The organism is Mycobacterium sp. (genome assembly GCF_039583785.1).
Classification (GTDB): Bacteria; Actinomycetota; Actinomycetes; order Mycobacteriales; family Mycobacteriaceae; genus Mycobacterium.
Map to the genome: position 1 here is coordinate 59,071 of NZ_JAVKSG010000003.1, position 16,869 is coordinate 75,939.

The window sequence follows — 16,869 nt, forward strand, 5'->3', positions numbered from 1 at the left end:
GACCCCGATGCCCCCGGTGGGCTCGACGACATGGCGCTGGCGCTTGTCCTCAGCGTCGTCGATCCCGGCATCGGCGGTGTGCTGGTGCGCGGCGAGAAGGGCACCGCGAAGTCGACCCTGGTGCGGGCGCTGACCCAGATCCTGCCGCCCATCGACGTCATTGCCGGGGACCGCTTTTCCACCGACCCGGCCCAGCCGAGTCCGGCCTCGCCGGATGGGACGTTCAGCGTCGACGCGCCGGTGCAGACCCGACCGGTGCGACTGGTCGAACTTCCGGTGGGCGCCACCGAGGACCGGGTGGCGGGATCGATCGACCTCAAGCAGGCGCTGAGCGACGGCGCGGTGCACTTCGAACCCGGCCTGCTGGCCAAGGCGCACCGCGGAATCCTCTACGTCGACGAAGTCAACCTGTTGCACGACCACCTGGTCGACCTGCTGCTCGACGCAGCCGCGATGGGCGCCGTCACCGTGGAACGCGACGGCATATCGGTGACGCATGCGGCGAAGTTCGTGCTCGTCGGCACGATGAATCCCGAAGAGGGTGAGCTGCGGCCACAACTGCTCGACCGCTTCGGCCTCACCGTCGAGGTCGCCGCGCCGCGGGACCCGGCACAGCGCGCCGAGGTGGTGCGCCGACGCCTGCAGTTCGACGCCGACCCGCAGGCCTTCCGCGCCCGATATGCGAATGCCGAAGAGCGGCTGCGCAATCGGATTCGGCAGGCGCAGTCGATCCTGCCCCGGATTCAGCTGACCGACGCGGCACTGCTCACCATCGCCGAAGTCTGCTCGGCCGCCGGCGTCGACGGCATGCGCGCCGACATCGTGATGGCGCGGGCGGCCGCCGCCCATGCGGCGTGGCACGACCGCGAACACCCGAACATCGACGACCTGCGGGCCGCCGCGAAACTCGCATTGCCACATCGCCGTCGGCGCAATCCCTTCGACACGCCCGGGCTCGACGACGACGAACTCGACCAGCTGCTGCCTCCCGACACCGGCCCAGGCCCCGAACCCGACACCGATCCCGACCACCCCGGCGGCGGGCAGGATCCCCGCGACGTCGAACCACACTCTGCCGGCGGCCGGCAGGGTCCGACATCGGCGCCACCCGTCGGAGCCGGCGAGCCCTACCGGACAACGCTTTTCGCGGTCCGCGGCGTGGGGGACGGGCATGCCGGTCGTCGGAGCCGCGCCCGGACGACGACGGGCCGGCGCACCGGGGCCAGTCCACGGTGCGAGTCGGGCATCCACCTGGTGGAGACCGTGCGGGCCGCCGCGCCGCATCAAGTCGCTCGCGGCCGCGGCGGCGGTCGGCTCCTCCTGCAGCCCGGCGATCTTCGTGGCGCCGTCCGCGAGGGACGCGAAGCCAACCTGGTGATGTTCGTCGTCGACACCTCCGGGTCGATGGCCGCCCGCGAGCGGATGCGTCAGGTCAAGACGGCCATCCTGTCGCTGTTGCTGGACGCCTACCGGCGTCGCGACCGGGTCGGTGTCATCACCTTCCGCGACCGGGCAGCCGAGATCGCTCTTCCGCCAACCGGTTCGGTCGACGTCGCGGCCAAGCGACTGGACGGGCTGCCGGCCGGTGGTCGGACACCGCTCGCCGAGGGGCTGATGAAGGCGGCCGAGGTGGTGCAACGCGAACGGCTGCGTGATCCGAGTCGGCGGCCGCTGCTCGTCGTCGTCACCGACGGCAGGGCCACCGCGGGCCAGGACCCGGTGGGTCGGGCTCAGCAGGCCGCGGCGCTGCTGGTGAACGACGGAGTCTCCAGCATCGTCGTCGACTGCGAAAGCGGCCGGATGCGAATGGGTCTGGCGGCCAACCTGGCTCGGCATCTGCGCGCCGAGCACGTGCCGCTTGCCCAGGTGAACGCGCAGGCGCTGGCGGACATCGTCCGCGGCGCGACAACCCCCGGGGCGGCGTGATGCCGCAGGGGCAAGTGTCGGCCGTACCCGACGACAAGCTCACGACACGCCAACGCCGCAACCGGCCGCTGCTGATGGTGCACACCGGCGACGGCAAGGGAAAGTCCACCGCCGCATTCGGATTGGCGTTGCGCGGCTGGAATCAGGGGTTTCGCATCGGGGTGTTCCAGTTCGTCAAGTCGGCCAAGTGGCGCATCGGCGAGCAGACCGTGCTGGAACGACTGGGCGCGCTGCACGCCGAGACCGGCGAGGGCGGTCCCGTCGAATGGCACAAGATGGGGTCGGGCTGGTCGTGGAGTCGCAAGGCGGGCACCGAGGTCGACCATGCGCAGGAAGCCGCGGCCGGCTGGGCCGAGATCAAGCGCCGCCTCGCCGCCGAAACCCACGACCTCTACGTGCTCGACGAATTCACCTACCCGATGACGTGGGGCTGGGTCGACATCGACGACGTCGTCGACACCCTCGCTACCCGGCCCGGCCACCAGCATGTCGTCATCACCGGCCGCAATGCCGACCCGAAGCTGATCGAGATCGCTGACCTGGTCACCGAGATGGCCAACGTGAAGCACCCGATGGACGCCGGCCAGAAAGGCCAGCGGGGCATCGAGTGGTAGCCGTCGCGCTTCCTCGCATCGTCGTCGCCGCGCCCGGATCCGGGCACGGAAAGACCACTGTCGCAACCGGGTTGATGGCCGCACTGGCTGCGCGCGGCTTGACGGTGTCCGGCCACAAGGTGGGGCCTGACTTCATCGACCCCGGCTACCATGCGCTGGCCACCGGGCGGCCGGGCCGCAATCTCGACCCGTTCCTGGTCGGCGAAGGCCGGATCGTCCCGCTGCTGCTGCACGGCGCACGGTCGGCCGACGTCGCCGTCATCGAGGGCGTGATGGGGCTTTTCGACGGGCGGTTGGGTACCGCCGGCGAGGCATCCACCGCCCACGTCGCCACGCTGACGAAATCTCCGGTGTTGCTGGTCGTCGACATCTCGCACGCGGCGCGCACGCACGCGGCGGCGATCGCCGGTATGGCGGCGTTCGACCCGTCGGTCCGCATCGCGGGCGTGATCCTCAACAAGGCGGGCAGCGCGCGACACGCCGACGAGGTCCGCGACGCCTTGGCCTCGACCGGGATTCCGGTGCTGGGCGTCCTGCCCCGCGACGACGGCATCGAAACGCCGTCCCGGCACCTGGGCCTGGTGCCCGCCGCCGAACGCGCCGAGTCCGGGCAGACCCTCAAACGGATGGCGGACGTGATTGCGGTGCATGTCGATATCGACGCGGTGCTGGGCCTCGCTCGTGCCGCCGCGGCGTTACCCGAGCCGCGGTGGGATCCGACGCGGGAAGTCCAGCCGCCCTCACCAGGCCGCCGTGTCGTCGCGATCGCCGGCGGACGCGCCTTCACCTTCCGCTACGCCGAAACCGAAGAACTGCTGCGGGCTGCCGGATGCGACGTGGTCGAATTCGACCCGCTGGTAGACGCGACTCTGCCCGCGGGCACCGCCGGCATCTACCTCGGTGGCGGTTTCCCCGAGGTGCACGCCGCCGAACTCGCCGGGAACCGTTGCCTGACAGCGGAATTACGGTCCGCTATTGCTTCGGGGGTGCCGACGGTCGCCGAGTGCGCCGGGCTGCTCTACCTGTGCCGCTCGCTGGACGGCACGCCGATGGTCGGTGCGGTGCCCGCCGATGCCGCGATGACGCCGCGGCTCACCCTCGGCTACCGCACCGCCGCCAGCCCGGCGGATTCGGTGCTCGCCGAAAAAGGCACGAAAGTCACCGGACACGAATTCCACCGCACGAAAACCTCCGCGGCGCAAGGCCGGCCGGCGTGGCAGCTGCCCGCGGGCCCCGACGGTTTCGGCACGCCGACACTGCACGCGGCCTACCTGCACACCCATTGGGCCGGCTATCCCGCGCTGGCGCAACGCTTCGCGCGGGCCGTGCACAACCTATCCGCGTAGCCAATGCACGGCGTCCTGGACACCGGACACCATCGGTACGCCCGCCGGAACCGCGGGCCGGCGCACCACGACGACCGGGATGCCCAACTCCTCGGCCGCCTGCATCTTCGGCCAGGTGTACTCACCACCAGAGTCCTTGGTGACCAACACATCCGCGCGATGCTCAGCCAGCAGCCCCAACTCGCCCGGCAGCGCGTAGGGCCCGCGATCGTGAATCAGCTGCCACGCCGGGGGCAGCGCGACGTCCGGTTCGTCCACGACGCGCGCCGCCACCGCCAACCCGCCGAGCGCACCGACGAAGGCCGCCAACTGCTGGCGGCCGACCGTCAGCAGCGGCCGGCTGCCCAGCCGTCGGGCCTCCTCGGCGGCCGCCGAGTGTGAGCTCACCCAATGCCAGGACGGCGTGGCCCGATCGGCCCAGCCGGGTCGTTGCAGGCGCAGCAGCGGCACCGCTTCGTCGGCGCAGGCTTGCACCGCGTTGGCGGAGATCGTCGTCGAGAAGGGATGGGTGGCGTCGACCACGACGTCGAAGTCGCGCAACGCCTTTCGCAGCCCGTCGACACCGCCGAACCCGCCGACCCGTACCTGACCGTCGGGCATCCTCGGCCGCGCGACCCGGCCGGCCAGTGAGCTCGTCACGTCGACCCCGTCGGCGACCAGTCGCGCGGCCAGCGCGCGCGCTTCCGCCGTCCCGCCCAGCAGCAGCACGCGGCGAGACATCAGCGCCGTCGCAGCAAGTAAATGTCCATTACGAAGCCGGCCGCGGCGCGAGCCTGCGAACGGGCGTCGGCAATCTGCCCGGTGACATCGCCGAGCCGCCCCGAAGCCAGACGCTCGCCCGCAGCTCCCAGATTGGCCGCCCACCACACCGACCAGTCGTCCAGACCGGTGAGGTCGAGCCGCTCCGGCGGCGGGTTGAGCATGGCGACAATGTTGTCCTGCCCGGCGGCGACGGCCTCCTGCAGCAGCCGGCCGGTGGTGAGGTGTACCGAGCGGCCCACCTCGTGCAATACGATGCCGTGCCGGGCAGCGAGCAGTTGCGGGGCGCTGATTCCCGGTAACACGTCGAATTCGACAGGCACACCCAAGGTTTGAATCTTCTCGACCACCCGGATGGTCGAGTCGTACAGCGACGGATCGCCCAGCACCAGGAACGCCGCGCTACCGCCGCGTGCCCGCAGCACCTCGGCGTAGGCAGTGGCGCGGGCATCGTGCCAGTCGGCCACCGCGCGCTGATAGCCTTCATCGGTCAGCCCGGTCGATCGATCACGCTCCGGATCAGGCACCGGCACAACGTCTACCGAGCCGTCGGTGTGCGCGTCGAGGATTGCCTGTCGCAGCGCCAGGAGTCCGTCGTCGGAGCCCTTGTCGGCGGCCAGCACGTAGTCGACCGACCGCAGCGCCTCGGCCACTTCCGGGGTGACGTGCGCCGGTCCCATGCCGACCCCCAGGATGCGCACCCGGATGCGTTCAGGCACCGGCGCGGTCCTCGATGTCGCCCTCCACCTCCAGGTAGGCCTGCCGCAACGCGGCGAGCGTGTCCGGCGACGGATCGGCCCACAGTCCGCGGTCGGCGGCCTCCTGCAGCCGCTCGACCATCCCGTGCAACGCCCACGGGTTGGATTTGTCGAGGAACTCCCGGGTCTGCGGGTCCAGAACGTAGGACTGCGCCAGCTTTTCGTACATCCAGTCGTGCACGACGCCCGCGGTGGCGTCGAAGCCGAACAGGTAGTCGACGGTGGCGGCGAGTTCGAAGGCGCCTTTGTAGCCGTGTCTGCGCATCGCCGAAATCCAGCGCGGGTTGACCACCCGGGCCCGGAACACCCGCGCGGTCTCCTCGGCCAGGCTGCGGGTGCGTACCGCATCGGGTGTGGTCGAATCACCCACGTAAGCCTTGGGATCAGACCCGGTCAACGCGCGCACCGTCGCGATCATGCCGCCGTGGTACTGGAAGTAGTCGTCGCTGTCCGCGATGTCGTGTTCGCGGGTGTCGATGTTCTTGGCCGCCACCTTGATTCGCGCGTAGTTGGTGCGCATGTCATCGGCAGCGGCGCTGCCGTTGAGGCCGCGTCCGTAGGCGAACCCGCCCCAGGCGGTGTAGACCTCGGCCAGGTCCTTGTCGTCGCGCCAGGTGCCCGCCTCGACGACCTGCAGGATGCCGGCTCCGTAGGAGCCCGGCTTGGAACCGAAAACCCTGGTGGTGGCGCGTCGCTCGTCACCGTGGTCGGCGAGATCGGTGCGCGCGTGGGCGGCCACGTAGTTGTCCTCGTCGGACTCGTCGAGCAGCGCCACCATCCGCACCGCGTCGTCGAGCATCGTCACCACGTGCGGAAAAGCGTCACGGAAGAAGCCGGAGATGCGGATCGTCACGTCGATGCGCGGGCGTCCGAGTTCGTCGAGCGGAATCACCTCCAGCCGGCTGACCCGCCGCGACGCCTCGTCCCACTCCGGCCGAACGCCCAGCAGCGCCAACACTTCCGCGATGTCGTCGCCAGAGGTGCGCATCGCGCTGGTGCCCCACACCGACAGCCCGACCGATTCGGGGTAGGTGGCGGTGTCGTCGAGGTAGCGCTGAAGTAGCGATTCGGCCATCGCCTGACCGGTCTGCCAGGCCAGTCGGGACGGCACTGCTCGCGGGTCGACGGTGTAGAAGTTGCGGCCGGTGGGCAGCACGTTGACCAGACCCCGCAGCGGTGAGCCGGACGGGCCGGGCCGCACGAAGCCACCTGCCAGAGCTTGCATGACGGCGTCCAACTCACCCGCCGTGCCCGACAGCCGCGGCACGACCTCGGTCGCGGCGAATCGCAGCGACGCCCGAACGTCCGGCGCCTCGTGTAGCGCGTCGACCGCGGCGGCGTCCCAGCCGGCGGCGTCCATCGCCTCGACCAAGGCGCGTGCGCGACTCTCGATCTCGTCGACCGCGGTGGTCTCGGCGCCGTCTTTCAGCCCGAGGGCGGTGCGCAAGCCGGGGACGGCATGGTCCTGGCCGCCCCAGACCTGGGCGGCCCGCAGGATGGCCAGCACCAGGTTGACCCGTGCGGGTCCGGTCGGCGCTTTGCCCAGTACGTGCAGCCCGTCGCGGATCTGGGCGTCCTTGATCTCGCACAGCCAGCCGTCGACGTGCAGCAGGAAGTCGTCGAACTCCTCGTCGTCGGGCCGGTCGTCGAGCCCGAGGTCGCGGTGCATCTCCGCGGCGCGCATCAGGTTCCAGATCTCGCCGCGGATGGCCGGCAGCTTGGCCGGGTCCATCGCCGCGATGTTGCCGTACTCGTCGAGCAACTGCTCGAGCCGGGCGATGTCGCCGTAGCTTTCGGCGCGGGCCATCGGCGGGATCAGATGGTCGACGATGGTGGCGTGCGCACGCCGCTTGGCCTGCGCGCCCTCGCCGGGATCGTTGACCAAAAACGGGTAGATCAGCGGCAGATTCCCCAGCACCGCATCGGTGGCGCAGGCCGCCGACAGCGCGGCGTTCTTGCCCGGCAGCCACTCCATCGAGCCGTGCTTGCCCAGATGCACCACCGCGTGCGCGCCGAAACCGTGTTCCAGCCACCGGTACGCCGCCAGGTAGTGATGGCTGGCCGGCAGGTCGGGGTCGTGGTAGATCGCCACCGGGTTTTCACCGAATCCGCGCGGCGGCTGGATCATCAGCACGACGTTGCCCGACCGCAGCGCGGCGATCACCAGATCGCCGGCGTCGTCGACGAACAACCGTCCCGGCGCCGGGCCCCACTTCTCGGCCATCGCATTGCGCAACTCGACGGGCAGGGCGGAAGTCCACTCGGCGTATTGCGCCGCCGTCACTTTCACCTGCGCGCCGTCGACCTGCCGGGTGGTCAGCCACTGCTCGTCCTGGCCGCCGGCGTCGATCAGCGTGTGCATCAGCCGGTCGCCGGCCTGCGTCTCGTCCTCGAGGCCCAGCACACCGAAGCCATCGCCGACGTCGTAGCCGTCCTGCCTGAGGCGCCGCAGCAGCCGGACCGCGGACGCGGGGGTGTCCAGGCCGACGGCGTTGCCGACCCGGGAATGCTTGGTGGGATAGGCCGACAGCACCAACGCGAGCTTCTTGTCCGCGTTGGGTATCCGCCGCAGTTTCGCGTGGTTGACCGCGATGGCGGCGACCCGCGCGCAGCGCTCCGCGTCGGCCACGTAGTGCGGGAGGCCGTCGTTGTCGATCTCCTTGAAGGAATACGGCGCGGTGATGATGCGCCCGTCGAACTCCGGGATCGCGATCTGTGTCGCCGAGTCGAGCGGGGTGACGCCCTCGTCGCCTGCCTCCCACTCCTCGCGGGACGACGTCAAGCACAGACCTTGCAGCACCGGGATGTTCATCGCGGCGATGCGCTCGATGTCCCATGAGGAGTCGTCTTCGCCCGCGCCGGCGGCGGCCGACTTCGACCCGCCGGCCGCCAACATGCTGACCACGACGGCATCCAGAGTGGCCAGCGCGCCGAACAATTCGTCGGGTGCATTGCGCAGCGAGGACGCGAAAATCGGGACGCCGACCGCGCTGCCGGTGGCATCGATCGCGTCGGCGAGCGCATGGGCGAAGCCGGAGTTGCCGCTGACCTCGTGGGCCCGGTAGTACAGCACGCCGACCCGCGCGCCGCCTGCAACGGTGGGCCGCTGGGCGTAGCCCCACTCGGGGATCACCACCGGCTCGTCGAATCCCTGGCCGGTCAGCAACACGGTGTCGCACAAAAACGCGTGGAGCGCAGCGAGATTGGCCGGTCCGCCTTCGGCAAGGTACGAGTGCGCTTGCGCCGCAAGCCCGATGGGGACCGTCGAGCATTCCATCAATTCGGCGCTGGGCGCGCGTTCGCCGCCGAGCACGATCAGCGGCAGACCGGTGGCCCGCAGGGCGGCGAGTTCTCCGGCCATCTCCGCCGAAGAGCCCAGCACCCGAAGCACCACCACCTCGGCGTCGCCGAGTGAGTCCTCGATGCTCTGACGCGCCGGGTTGCCCAGGTTGTAGGCGGCGAGCGACGCGCGCGCCGAGAGCAGGTCGGTGTCCGAGGTGGACAGCAACGCGATCCGATGATTCACGAGGTTCCGTTCCTGTTGCCACGACACGTGCGCGCATTAGCTTAGTGGCGATCGCAAGCGCAGCGGAGCTGCGTGCTGCGGGTCGTCGCGGATGAGCCCAGTGGCGATCGCAAGCGCAGCGGAGCTGCGTGCTGCGGGTCGTCGCGCATGAGCCCAGGCGAGCCGGTTGGAATCGCTGAGCGTGCCGAATAGGGTGAGCCCGATGAACGCGATCCTCAGCTGGTGGGACGGCGTCGAGCTGTGGCTGTCTGGCCTGGGGTTCGTCCTCCAGGCCATCGTGGTGATACCGGTGGTGCTGGCGTTGGCCTACGTGATCGCGGCGGGACTGGACGCGGCGTTGGGGCGCGGGATCACCCTGATGAAACGAGTGCGCCACAGCGAAGACGGGTCGGGATGAGCGCAAACACCGGAATGCCCCGATCGCGGGTCACCCTGATACTGGTTGCGCTGGTCGTATTGGTCCTCGTCGCCTGGTTGTTGACGCGCTGACCTGCATCGGCTTCGGCTGCTGGGGCACAGCATTCTGTTACGATGCGGCCATGCACGCAGCGTCCGGCAGTACCGAGTGCCACATCGTGGCACTGATTGCCGTGGGCGATTGCGCCGTCGCTGACGTGCATTGTTGTCGCTGACATTCTGCCCGCGCGCCGAAAATCACGTGATATTCGCAACGGGATCGCCGTCAGACGCCAAGCACACTTTCCGAAAGGTCGACCATTGTTCGACGACAACAACAAACCTCCTGCGTGGCGGCATGTTGTCGCGTTGACCCTCAGTGCTGGCCTGATCGTCGGGTGTCACGGAGGTGCCGGCGACGTCGTCGGCGGCGGCGGCACCGGTGCGAACACCAGCATCACGCTGGTCGCCTATTCGGTGCCCGAGCCCGGCTGGAGCAAGGTGATCCCGGCGTTCAACTCCTCGCCGGCAGGCAAGGACATCCAGGTGGTCGCCTCCTACGGCGCCGCAGGCGACCAGTCCCGCGGCGTTGTCGACGGCAAGCCGGCCGATATCGTCAACTTCTCGGTAGAACCCGACATCACCCGACTGGTCAAGGCGGGCAAGGTCGCCAAGGACTGGGACTCCGACGCAACTAAAGGAATCCCGTTCGGATCGGTCGTGACGCTGGTGGTGCGACCGGGAAACCCGAAGAACATCAAGGACTGGGACGACCTGCTACGGCCCGATGTCGATGTCGTCACGCCCAGCCCGCTGAGTTCCGGCTCGGCAAAGTGGAATCTGCTTGCGCCGTACGCCGTCAAAAGCGGCGGCGGCCGTGATCCGCAGGCAGGTCTCGACTTCGTCGACAAGCTGGTCAGCCGGCACGTCAAACTGCGCCCCGGGTCTGGACGCGAAGCCACCGACGTGTTCGTTCAGGGCAGCGGTGACGTGCTGATCAGTTACGAAAACGAGGCGATCACCGCCGAGCGGCAGGGAAAGCCGATCACCCACGTCAATCCGCCACAGACCATCAAGATCGAGAACCCGGTGGCCGTGGTGATCAGCAGCCAGCACCTGAATGCCGCTGTGGCATTCAAGAACTTCCAGTACACGGCGGACGCCCAAAAAATCTGGGCGGCCGCCGGCTTCCGACCGGTCGACCCCGCGGTTGCCGCCGACGTCCGCGATCAGTTCCCGGCACCGGAAAAGCTTTGGACCATCACCGATCTCGGCGGCTGGTCCTCGGTGGACGCGCAGCTGTTCGACAAGAAGACGGGCAGTATCACCAAGATCTACACGCAGGCCACCGGATGACGGCGGCGGTCATCGCCGGAACCGCCGGTCGCGGTAAACCGTTGGGCCGCAACAAACTTGTCAACAACGGCACGTCACTGCGGGTCGGGATTTCGGTGGTGTGGCTGTCGGTCATCGTGCTGCTGCCACTGGCTGCGATCTGTTGGCAGTCGGTCGGCGGCGGCTGGGACGCGTTCTGGCTGGCGGTCAGCTCGAACGCCGCCATCGAATCCTTCCGGGTGACGCTGACGATATCTGCGGGCGTCACCGTGCTGAACATGTTCTTCGGCCTGCTGATCGCCTGGGTCCTGGTGCGCGACGACTTTCCCGGAAAGCGGCTTGTCGACGTGATCATCGATCTGCCGTTCGCGTTGCCGACGATCGTGGCCAGCCTGGTGCTGTTGGCGCTCTATGGAAATCACAGTCCGGTCGGCCTGCATCTACAGCACACCGGATGGGGTGTGGGTGTGGCGTTGGCATTCGTGACGCTGCCGTTTGTGGTGCGGGCCGTGCAACCGGTGCTGCTCGAGATCGACCACGAGACCGAAGAAGCGGCCGCGTCACTGGGTGCCAACAACGCGACGATCTTCACCACCGTGGTGCTGCCGTCGCTGACACCGGTCCTGTTGACCGGTGCGGGGTTGACATTCGCGCGGGCTGTCGGCGAATTCGGCTCCGTCGTGCTGATCGGCGGCGCGGTGCCGGGTAAGACCGAAGTCTCCTCACAATGGATCCGTACCCTGATCGAAAACGACGACCGCACCGGCGCGGCTGCGATATCGCTTGTTCTGCTGTTGATCTCGTTTGTGGTCCTCTTCGTGCTGCGCACTTTTGGATCGCGTGCGGCCAAGCGTGAGGAGTTGTCGGCGTGAACCTCTCGCCCTCGGTTCGCTACCTGCTGCGGCTGCTGGCCCTTGCCTATGTGGCGGTGCTGCTGGTGGTTCCGGTCGGGCTGATCCTGTGGCGGACCTTCCAGCCCGGCATCGGCCAATTCTTCGACTGGATCAGCACGCCGGCGGCGGTATCGGCGCTGAACTTGTCTTTGCTGGTGGTGGCGATCGTAGTCCCGCTCAACGTGCTCTTCGGCATTCCGACCGCATTGATGCTGGCGCGCAACCGATTCCGCGGCAAGGGTGTGTTGCAGGCGATCATCGACCTGCCGTTCGCGGTGTCACCGGTGGTGGTCGGTGTGGCGTTGATCGTGTTGTGGGGATCGGCGGGACTATTCGGGTTCGTCGAAAAGGACTTCGGCTTCCGGATCATCTTCGGCTTGCCGGGCATCGTGCTGGCCAGCATTTTCGCGACGCTGCCGTTCGTCGTGCGCGAAGTCGAACCGGTGCTGCACGAGTTGGGTGACGACCAAGAGCAGGCCGCCGCGACGCTGGGTTCGAATTGGTGGCAGACGTTTTGGCGGATCACCCTGCCGTCGATCCGGTGGGGTCTGACCTACGGCGTCGTGTTGACGATCGCCCGCACGCTGGGCGAATACGGCGCGGTCATCATGGTGTCGTCGAACCTGCCGGGGCAATCGCAGACGCTGACGCTGCTGGTGGCCGACCGTTACAGCCGGGGCGCCGAGTACGGCGCGTACGCGCTTTCGACGCTGCTGATGATGGTTTCGGTATTGGTCCTGTTCGTTCAGGTGATTCTCGATGCTCGCCGCACCCGGACGGCCGAGCAGCCATGACAGGGGAGCAATGACTAACGCAATCACCGTGCGAGGCGCCAACAAACGCTACGGCGACTTCGTCGCACTGGACAACGTCGACTTCGACGTGCCGGCCGGCTCGTTGACCGCACTGCTCGGACCCAGCGGATCGGGTAAGTCGACCCTGCTGCGGGCCATAGCCGGACTCGATCAACCCGACAGCGGAACGGTCACGATCAACGGCCGCGACGTCACCGGGATCGCGCCGCAGCGCCGCGGAATCGGCTTTGTGTTCCAGCATTACGCCGCCTTCAAACACCTGAGCGTTCGCGACAACGTGGCCTTCGGGTTGAAGATCCGTCGTCGACCGAAGGCCGAGATTGCCGAGAAAGTCGACCATCTGCTCGAAGTGGTGGGGCTCAGCGGATTCCAAACCCGTTACCCCAGTCAGCTTTCCGGCGGTCAGCGCCAGCGGATGGCCCTGGCGCGCGCGCTGGCCGTCGACCCGCAGGTGCTGCTGCTCGACGAACCTTTCGGGGCCCTCGACGCAAAGGTTCGCGACGACCTGCGCGCCTGGTTGCGCCGGTTGCACGACGAGGTGCACGTCACCACCGTGCTGGTCACCCACGACCAGGCCGAGGCGCTGGATGTGGCGGACCGGATCGCGGTGCTCAAAGATGGACGCATCGAACAGATCGGATCGCCGCAGGCGGTGTACGACGCCCCGGCCAACGCGTTCGTGATGTCGTTTCTCGGTGCGGTCTCGTCGTTGAACGGCAGTCTTGTTCGACCGCACGACATCCGGGTGGGTCGCAGTCCGGATATGGCGATCGTGGCCGACGACGGCACGGCCGGATCCACCGGCGTCGTCCGGGCGACCATCGACCGGGTGGTGATGCTCGGCTTCGAGGTGCGGGTCGAGCTGACCAACGCCGCCACCGGAGGGCCGTTCACCGCTCAGATCACCCGTGGTGACGCCGAAGCGCTCGCTCTGAAGGACGGCGACACCGTCTACGTGCGTGCCACCCGGGTGCCGATCATCCCGGCAGATGCGTTGGCGCACAACAATGCCGAAGTTGACCAGATTACGGTGAGCTCCAGCTGAAAGCCGGTCGGAGTTTGATCGAGCCGACGCGGTCGGCAGTGAAGTGCGCCACTTCGTGCCCGGCGACCAGGCGTCCAGGTGTAACTGCGGGTCAGGCCGCGGCGCTCAGCGCGACCGCCGTGTCGAAGCGATCCAAAACCGCTTCCGCGACAAGGCGATGCCCACCGAGCGGCGCTGCCATCGGCATGCCTTCCGCCGCAGCGAACGCCGCGACCCGATCGGTCAGCCGGCCGTGCGCCAGGAACCACGGCGCGATGACCACCCGACGGGCGCCACGGCGGCGCAACTCTGCAGCAGCCTCGGCCGGTGTCGGCCCCTTCCCGGTAGCGAATGCCGTTGTCGCAGCAGCCCACTGAGTGCCCACAGCGAGCTTGTCTGCAACCGTCGCGGTCCGGGCGTTCGCCGCGGCGTGCGTCGAGCCGATCGCGACGACGGCCACACCCAACTCCGGGTCACACCTGTCGACGCCGAGTTCGGCAAGCCGCTCACGCAACACGGACACCAGACGGTCGTCCTCGCCGAGCACCTCGGCCTGCCGCACGGGCATACCGCAACTGGCGATCTGGTGCGGGATGTCGATCCGCGCGTGATGAGCATCGGCCAGCAGGAACGGCGTGACCACCGCGTCGGGGGTGAGCACGTCAGGCAGGCGAGGCGTGTTCAGGTCGCAGAACGCGACACGCACCCGCAGGCCGGGCCGCATGAAGCGGATCTGATTGGCCACGGCCCGCGCATTGGCGGCCGATCGCGGATCTGCGCTGCCATGCGCGGCCAGCACGAGGGTAGTCAGCGCCACTCCTCCTGCTCATTTCGGATCGCACTGCCCTGTCGATCGTCGCCGGCGCGGGTAGTCACGACGCGTGCAGCCCGCATTCGGTTTTCGCCAACCCCTGCCAACGCCCGCTACGCGGATCGGCGCCCTCGACCGGCTTGACCGTGCACGGCGCGCAACCGATCGACGGGTAACCCTCGTAGACAAGCGGATTGACCAGTACATCGTTGTCGTCGATGTAGGTCTGCACGTCGTCGTCAGACCAGGCGGCCAGCGGGTTGATCTTCACCAGCCCGAACGCCTCGTCGAAGCTGATCAACGGGGCGTTGGCCCGAGTCGGTGCCTCGACCCGCCGCAGACCGGTCACCCAGGCGGAGTAGCCGCGCAGCGCCTTACCCAGCGGCGCGACCTTGCGCATCCGGCAGCATTCGCTGGGCTTACGGGCGAACAGGTCTTTGCCGAACAAGTCGTCCTGCTCCGTCACGGAGTGCTCGGGCGTGACGTTGAGCACCCGGATGTCGTAAACCGCCTCCACCGCGTCGCGGGTGCCGATGGTCTCCACGAAGTGATATCCGGTGTCCAAGAACAGCACTGGCACCCCGGGACGGACCTTGGCCGCCAGGTCGACCAGCACGGCGTCCTGCATGTTGGAGGCCACCACGTAGTTGCAGGTGGCAGACGACCGGGGCCCGCCGACACCGCCGAAGTTCTCGTCAGTCCAGCGCAACAGATCGCGGGCGCTGGCGCCTTTCAGCTCTGCGGCCCCGTTTTCGGCCAGCTCGCGTAATTCTGCTTCGGTCGGGTTGGTCATCGCAGATCTGCCTCCTCGGCGCGCAGCGCCCAGTTCGCGAAACGCTCGTTACCGTCTCGTTGCTTGGCGAAGTTGCGCACCACGCGTTCGATATAGTCGCCCAGCTCGTCGCTGGTGACCTTGTGCTGCCGTAGTTTTCGCCCGAAACCACTGTCGAGCCCCAGGCTCCCGCCAAGATGAACCTGGAACCCCTCGACGGAATTCCCGTCGCCGTCGTCGACCATCTGGCCCTTGAATCCGATATCGGCAATCTGGATGCGAGCACACGAGTTCGGGCAGCCGTTGATGTTCACCGTGACCGGCACGTCGAGTTGCGCGTTGAGGTCTTCGAGTCGGTTCTCCAGTTCGGGCACCAGCGACTGAGAACGCACCCGGGTCTCGGCGAAAGATAGCTTGCAGTATTCGATTCCGGTGCAGGCCATCAAGTTTCGACGCCAGTGCGACGGCCGCGACGGCAACCCCAGCGCGTCCAGGCCGGCGATCAACGCGTCGAGCTTGTCGTCGGCGACATTGAGGACGATCAGCTTCTGGTACGGGGTGAAGCTCACCCGGTCCGATCCGGCCTGTTCGGCGAGGTCGGCGACCGCGGCCAGGATCGTGCCGGACACCCGGCCGGCGATCGGCGCGACGCCAACGGCGTTGAGCCCGTTCTTCAGTTTCTGCACGCCCACATGGTCGATCGGGCGGGCGAGCGGTTCAGGAGCTGGGCCGTCGATGAGTTTGCGCTTGAGGTATTCGGTTTCGAGCACTTCGCGGAATTTCTCGATGCCCCAGTCCTTGATCAGGAATTTGAGCCGCGCCTTGGCCCGTAGCCGTCGGTAACCGTAGTCACGGAACAGCGAGGTGACGGCCTCCCAGACATCGGGGACCTCGTCCAAGGGCACCCACGCGCCGACCCGTTGCGCCAGCATCGGATTCGTGGACAGGCCGCCGCCCACCCACAGGTCCAGTCCGGGACCATGCTCGGGATGGTTGACGCCGATGAAGGCAATGTCGTTGATCTCGTGTGCGACGTCCTGCAGGCCCGAGATCGCGGTCTTGTACTTGCGCGGCAGGTTCGAGAACTCCGGGTTGCCGATGTAACGGCGGACGATCTCGTCGACCGCCGGTGTCGGGTCGAGCACCTCGTCGAGCGACAGACCGGCCAGCGGCGAGCCCAACACCACCCGGGGGCAGTCGCCACATGCCTCGGTCGTCTGCAGTCCTACGGCGGCCAGCCGCTCCCAGATCGCGGGCACATCCTCGATTCGAATCCAGTGGTATTGCACGTTTTCCCGGTCGGAGATGTCGGCGGTGTCGCGGGCGAACTCGACCGAGATCTCGCCGAGGGTGCGCAGCGCCGCGGTCGAGATTGCCCCGCCGTCGCAACGCACCCGCATCATGAAGTACTTGGCCTCGAGCAGGTCGATGTTCTCGTCACCGGTGAAGCTGCCGTCGTACCCCTGCTCACGCTGGGTATAGAGCCCTGCCCACCGCATCCGCCCACGCAGATCGTTCTTGTCGATGCTGTCGAAGCCGGCTTCTGCGTAGTGGTTCACGATTCGGTCTCGCACATTGAGTGCGTCGTCGTCCTTCTTGAACTGCTCGTTGGAGTTGAGCGGTTCGCGCTCACCGAGCGCCCACTGCCCCTGGCTTTTGGTGGGACGGGGTGACGTCATGCGGCAGTCTCCTTGGACGGAGTAGGCGACACGGACTACGCAAACCACCGGTGGCTGTCCCGGCGGCGCAGATCCGGGAGCCAGCTGGAATCAGGTGGTCGGGTCTACGGAATCAAGCCAGACAGCGACAGCTGCAAACACGCTTGAAGTCGACGTGACGGCGCGCCACCAACGCGATACGGTTCTGTCGGAGGTGGGCAACGGTCACGCGCTCC

At 67.9% G+C, this 16,869-nt stretch carries 13 protein-coding genes and 1 pseudogene; 8 read left to right on the plus strand and 6 right to left on the minus strand.

Features of this window, described 5'->3' with window-relative positions; translation table 11 throughout:
- Nucleotides 1–30 precede the first annotated feature (30 nt).
- The 3 genes from ABDV69_RS03055 to ABDV69_RS03065 are packed head-to-tail and all read left to right on the plus strand — an operon-like array spanning nt 31 to nt 3,886.
- Nucleotides 31–1,926: a VWA domain-containing protein gene (locus ABDV69_RS03055; RefSeq protein WP_343571941.1), complete on the plus strand. Its 1,896-nt coding sequence runs from the start codon at nt 31–33 to the stop codon at nt 1,924–1,926.
- Entirely contained in the window at nt 1,926–2,540 is a 615-nt protein-coding gene (gene cobO, locus ABDV69_RS03060; protein WP_343571865.1) for a cob(I)yrinic acid a,c-diamide adenosyltransferase, read from the plus strand. Before ABDV69_RS03055 ends, cobO begins: the two co-directional genes overlap by 1 nt.
- Nucleotides 2,534–3,886 (plus strand): cobyrinate a,c-diamide synthase, encoded by a 1,353-nt coding sequence (locus ABDV69_RS03065; RefSeq protein WP_343571866.1) that lies wholly within the window; start codon nt 2,534–2,536, stop codon nt 3,884–3,886. Before cobO ends, ABDV69_RS03065 begins: the two co-directional genes overlap by 7 nt.
- Here the strand turns inward: ABDV69_RS03065 and ABDV69_RS03070 are convergent.
- From ABDV69_RS03070 to cobN, 3 genes are read right to left on the minus strand one after another with little or no spacing between them, the layout of a single operon-like run.
- Nucleotides 3,875–4,606 (minus strand): cobalt-precorrin-6A reductase, encoded by a 732-nt coding sequence (locus ABDV69_RS03070; RefSeq protein ID WP_343571867.1) that lies wholly within the window; start codon nt 4,604–4,606, stop codon nt 3,875–3,877. The two genes, ABDV69_RS03065 and ABDV69_RS03070, sit on opposite strands and share 12 nt — an antisense overlap.
- Nucleotides 4,606–5,364: a precorrin-6A synthase (deacetylating) gene (cobF, locus tag ABDV69_RS03075; protein ID WP_343571868.1), complete on the minus strand. Its 759-nt coding sequence runs from the start codon at nt 5,362–5,364 to the stop codon at nt 4,606–4,608. The genes ABDV69_RS03070 and cobF overlap by 1 nt, the downstream gene beginning before the upstream one ends.
- Nucleotides 5,357–8,929, minus strand: a complete 3,573-nt coding sequence (gene cobN, locus ABDV69_RS03080) for a cobaltochelatase subunit CobN (protein ID WP_343571869.1) — start codon at nt 8,927–8,929, stop codon at nt 5,357–5,359. Before cobN ends, cobF begins: the two co-directional genes overlap by 8 nt.
- 202 nt (nt 8,930–9,131) lie before the next feature.
- Between cobN and ABDV69_RS03085 the strand changes: the two genes are divergently transcribed.
- The 5 genes and pseudogenes from ABDV69_RS03085 (at nt 9,132) to ABDV69_RS03105 (ending at nt 13,413) form a co-directional block, all read left to right on the plus strand.
- Nucleotides 9,132–9,326: a hypothetical protein gene (locus ABDV69_RS03085; protein ID WP_343571870.1), complete on the plus strand. Its 195-nt coding sequence runs from the start codon at nt 9,132–9,134 to the stop codon at nt 9,324–9,326.
- A 320-nt stretch (nt 9,327–9,646) separates the two neighbouring features.
- Nucleotides 9,647–10,681: a sulfate ABC transporter substrate-binding protein gene (locus ABDV69_RS03090; protein ID WP_343571871.1), complete on the plus strand. Its 1,035-nt coding sequence runs from the start codon at nt 9,647–9,649 to the stop codon at nt 10,679–10,681.
- A 74-nt stretch (nt 10,682–10,755) separates the two neighbouring features.
- Nucleotides 10,756–11,532: pseudogene (cysT, locus tag ABDV69_RS03095) on the plus strand (sulfate ABC transporter permease subunit CysT); the annotation flags it as partial.
- Nucleotides 11,529–12,347, plus strand: coding sequence for a sulfate ABC transporter permease subunit CysW (gene cysW / locus ABDV69_RS03100; protein WP_343571872.1), 819 nt, complete (start codon nt 11,529–11,531; stop codon nt 12,345–12,347). The pseudogene cysT and the gene cysW, both read left to right, overlap by 4 nt.
- Nucleotides 12,348–12,357: 10 nt before the next feature.
- Nucleotides 12,358–13,413 (plus strand): TOBE-like domain-containing protein, encoded by a 1,056-nt coding sequence (locus ABDV69_RS03105; RefSeq protein ID WP_343571873.1) that lies wholly within the window; start codon nt 12,358–12,360, stop codon nt 13,411–13,413.
- A gap of 91 nt (nt 13,414–13,504) precedes the next feature.
- Here the strand turns inward: ABDV69_RS03105 and ABDV69_RS03110 are convergent, their stop codons facing one another.
- The 3 genes from ABDV69_RS03110 to ABDV69_RS03120 all read right to left on the minus strand — a co-directional run bounded on the left by ABDV69_RS03110 (nt 13,505) and on the right by ABDV69_RS03120 (nt 16,654).
- Nucleotides 13,505–14,203 (minus strand): sirohydrochlorin chelatase, encoded by a 699-nt coding sequence (locus tag ABDV69_RS03110; RefSeq protein WP_343571942.1) that lies wholly within the window; start codon nt 14,201–14,203, stop codon nt 13,505–13,507.
- 61 nt (nt 14,204–14,264) lie between these two features.
- Nucleotides 14,265–14,996: a phosphoadenylyl-sulfate reductase gene (locus ABDV69_RS03115; protein WP_343571874.1), complete on the minus strand. Its 732-nt coding sequence runs from the start codon at nt 14,994–14,996 to the stop codon at nt 14,265–14,267.
- The gene (locus ABDV69_RS03120) at nt 14,993–16,654 is read right to left on the minus strand and encodes a nitrite/sulfite reductase (protein ID WP_343571875.1); all 1,662 of its coding nucleotides are present in this window, start codon (nt 16,652–16,654) and stop codon (nt 14,993–14,995) included. Before ABDV69_RS03120 ends, ABDV69_RS03115 begins: the two co-directional genes overlap by 4 nt.
- Nucleotides 16,655–16,869: the final 215 nt, after the last annotated feature.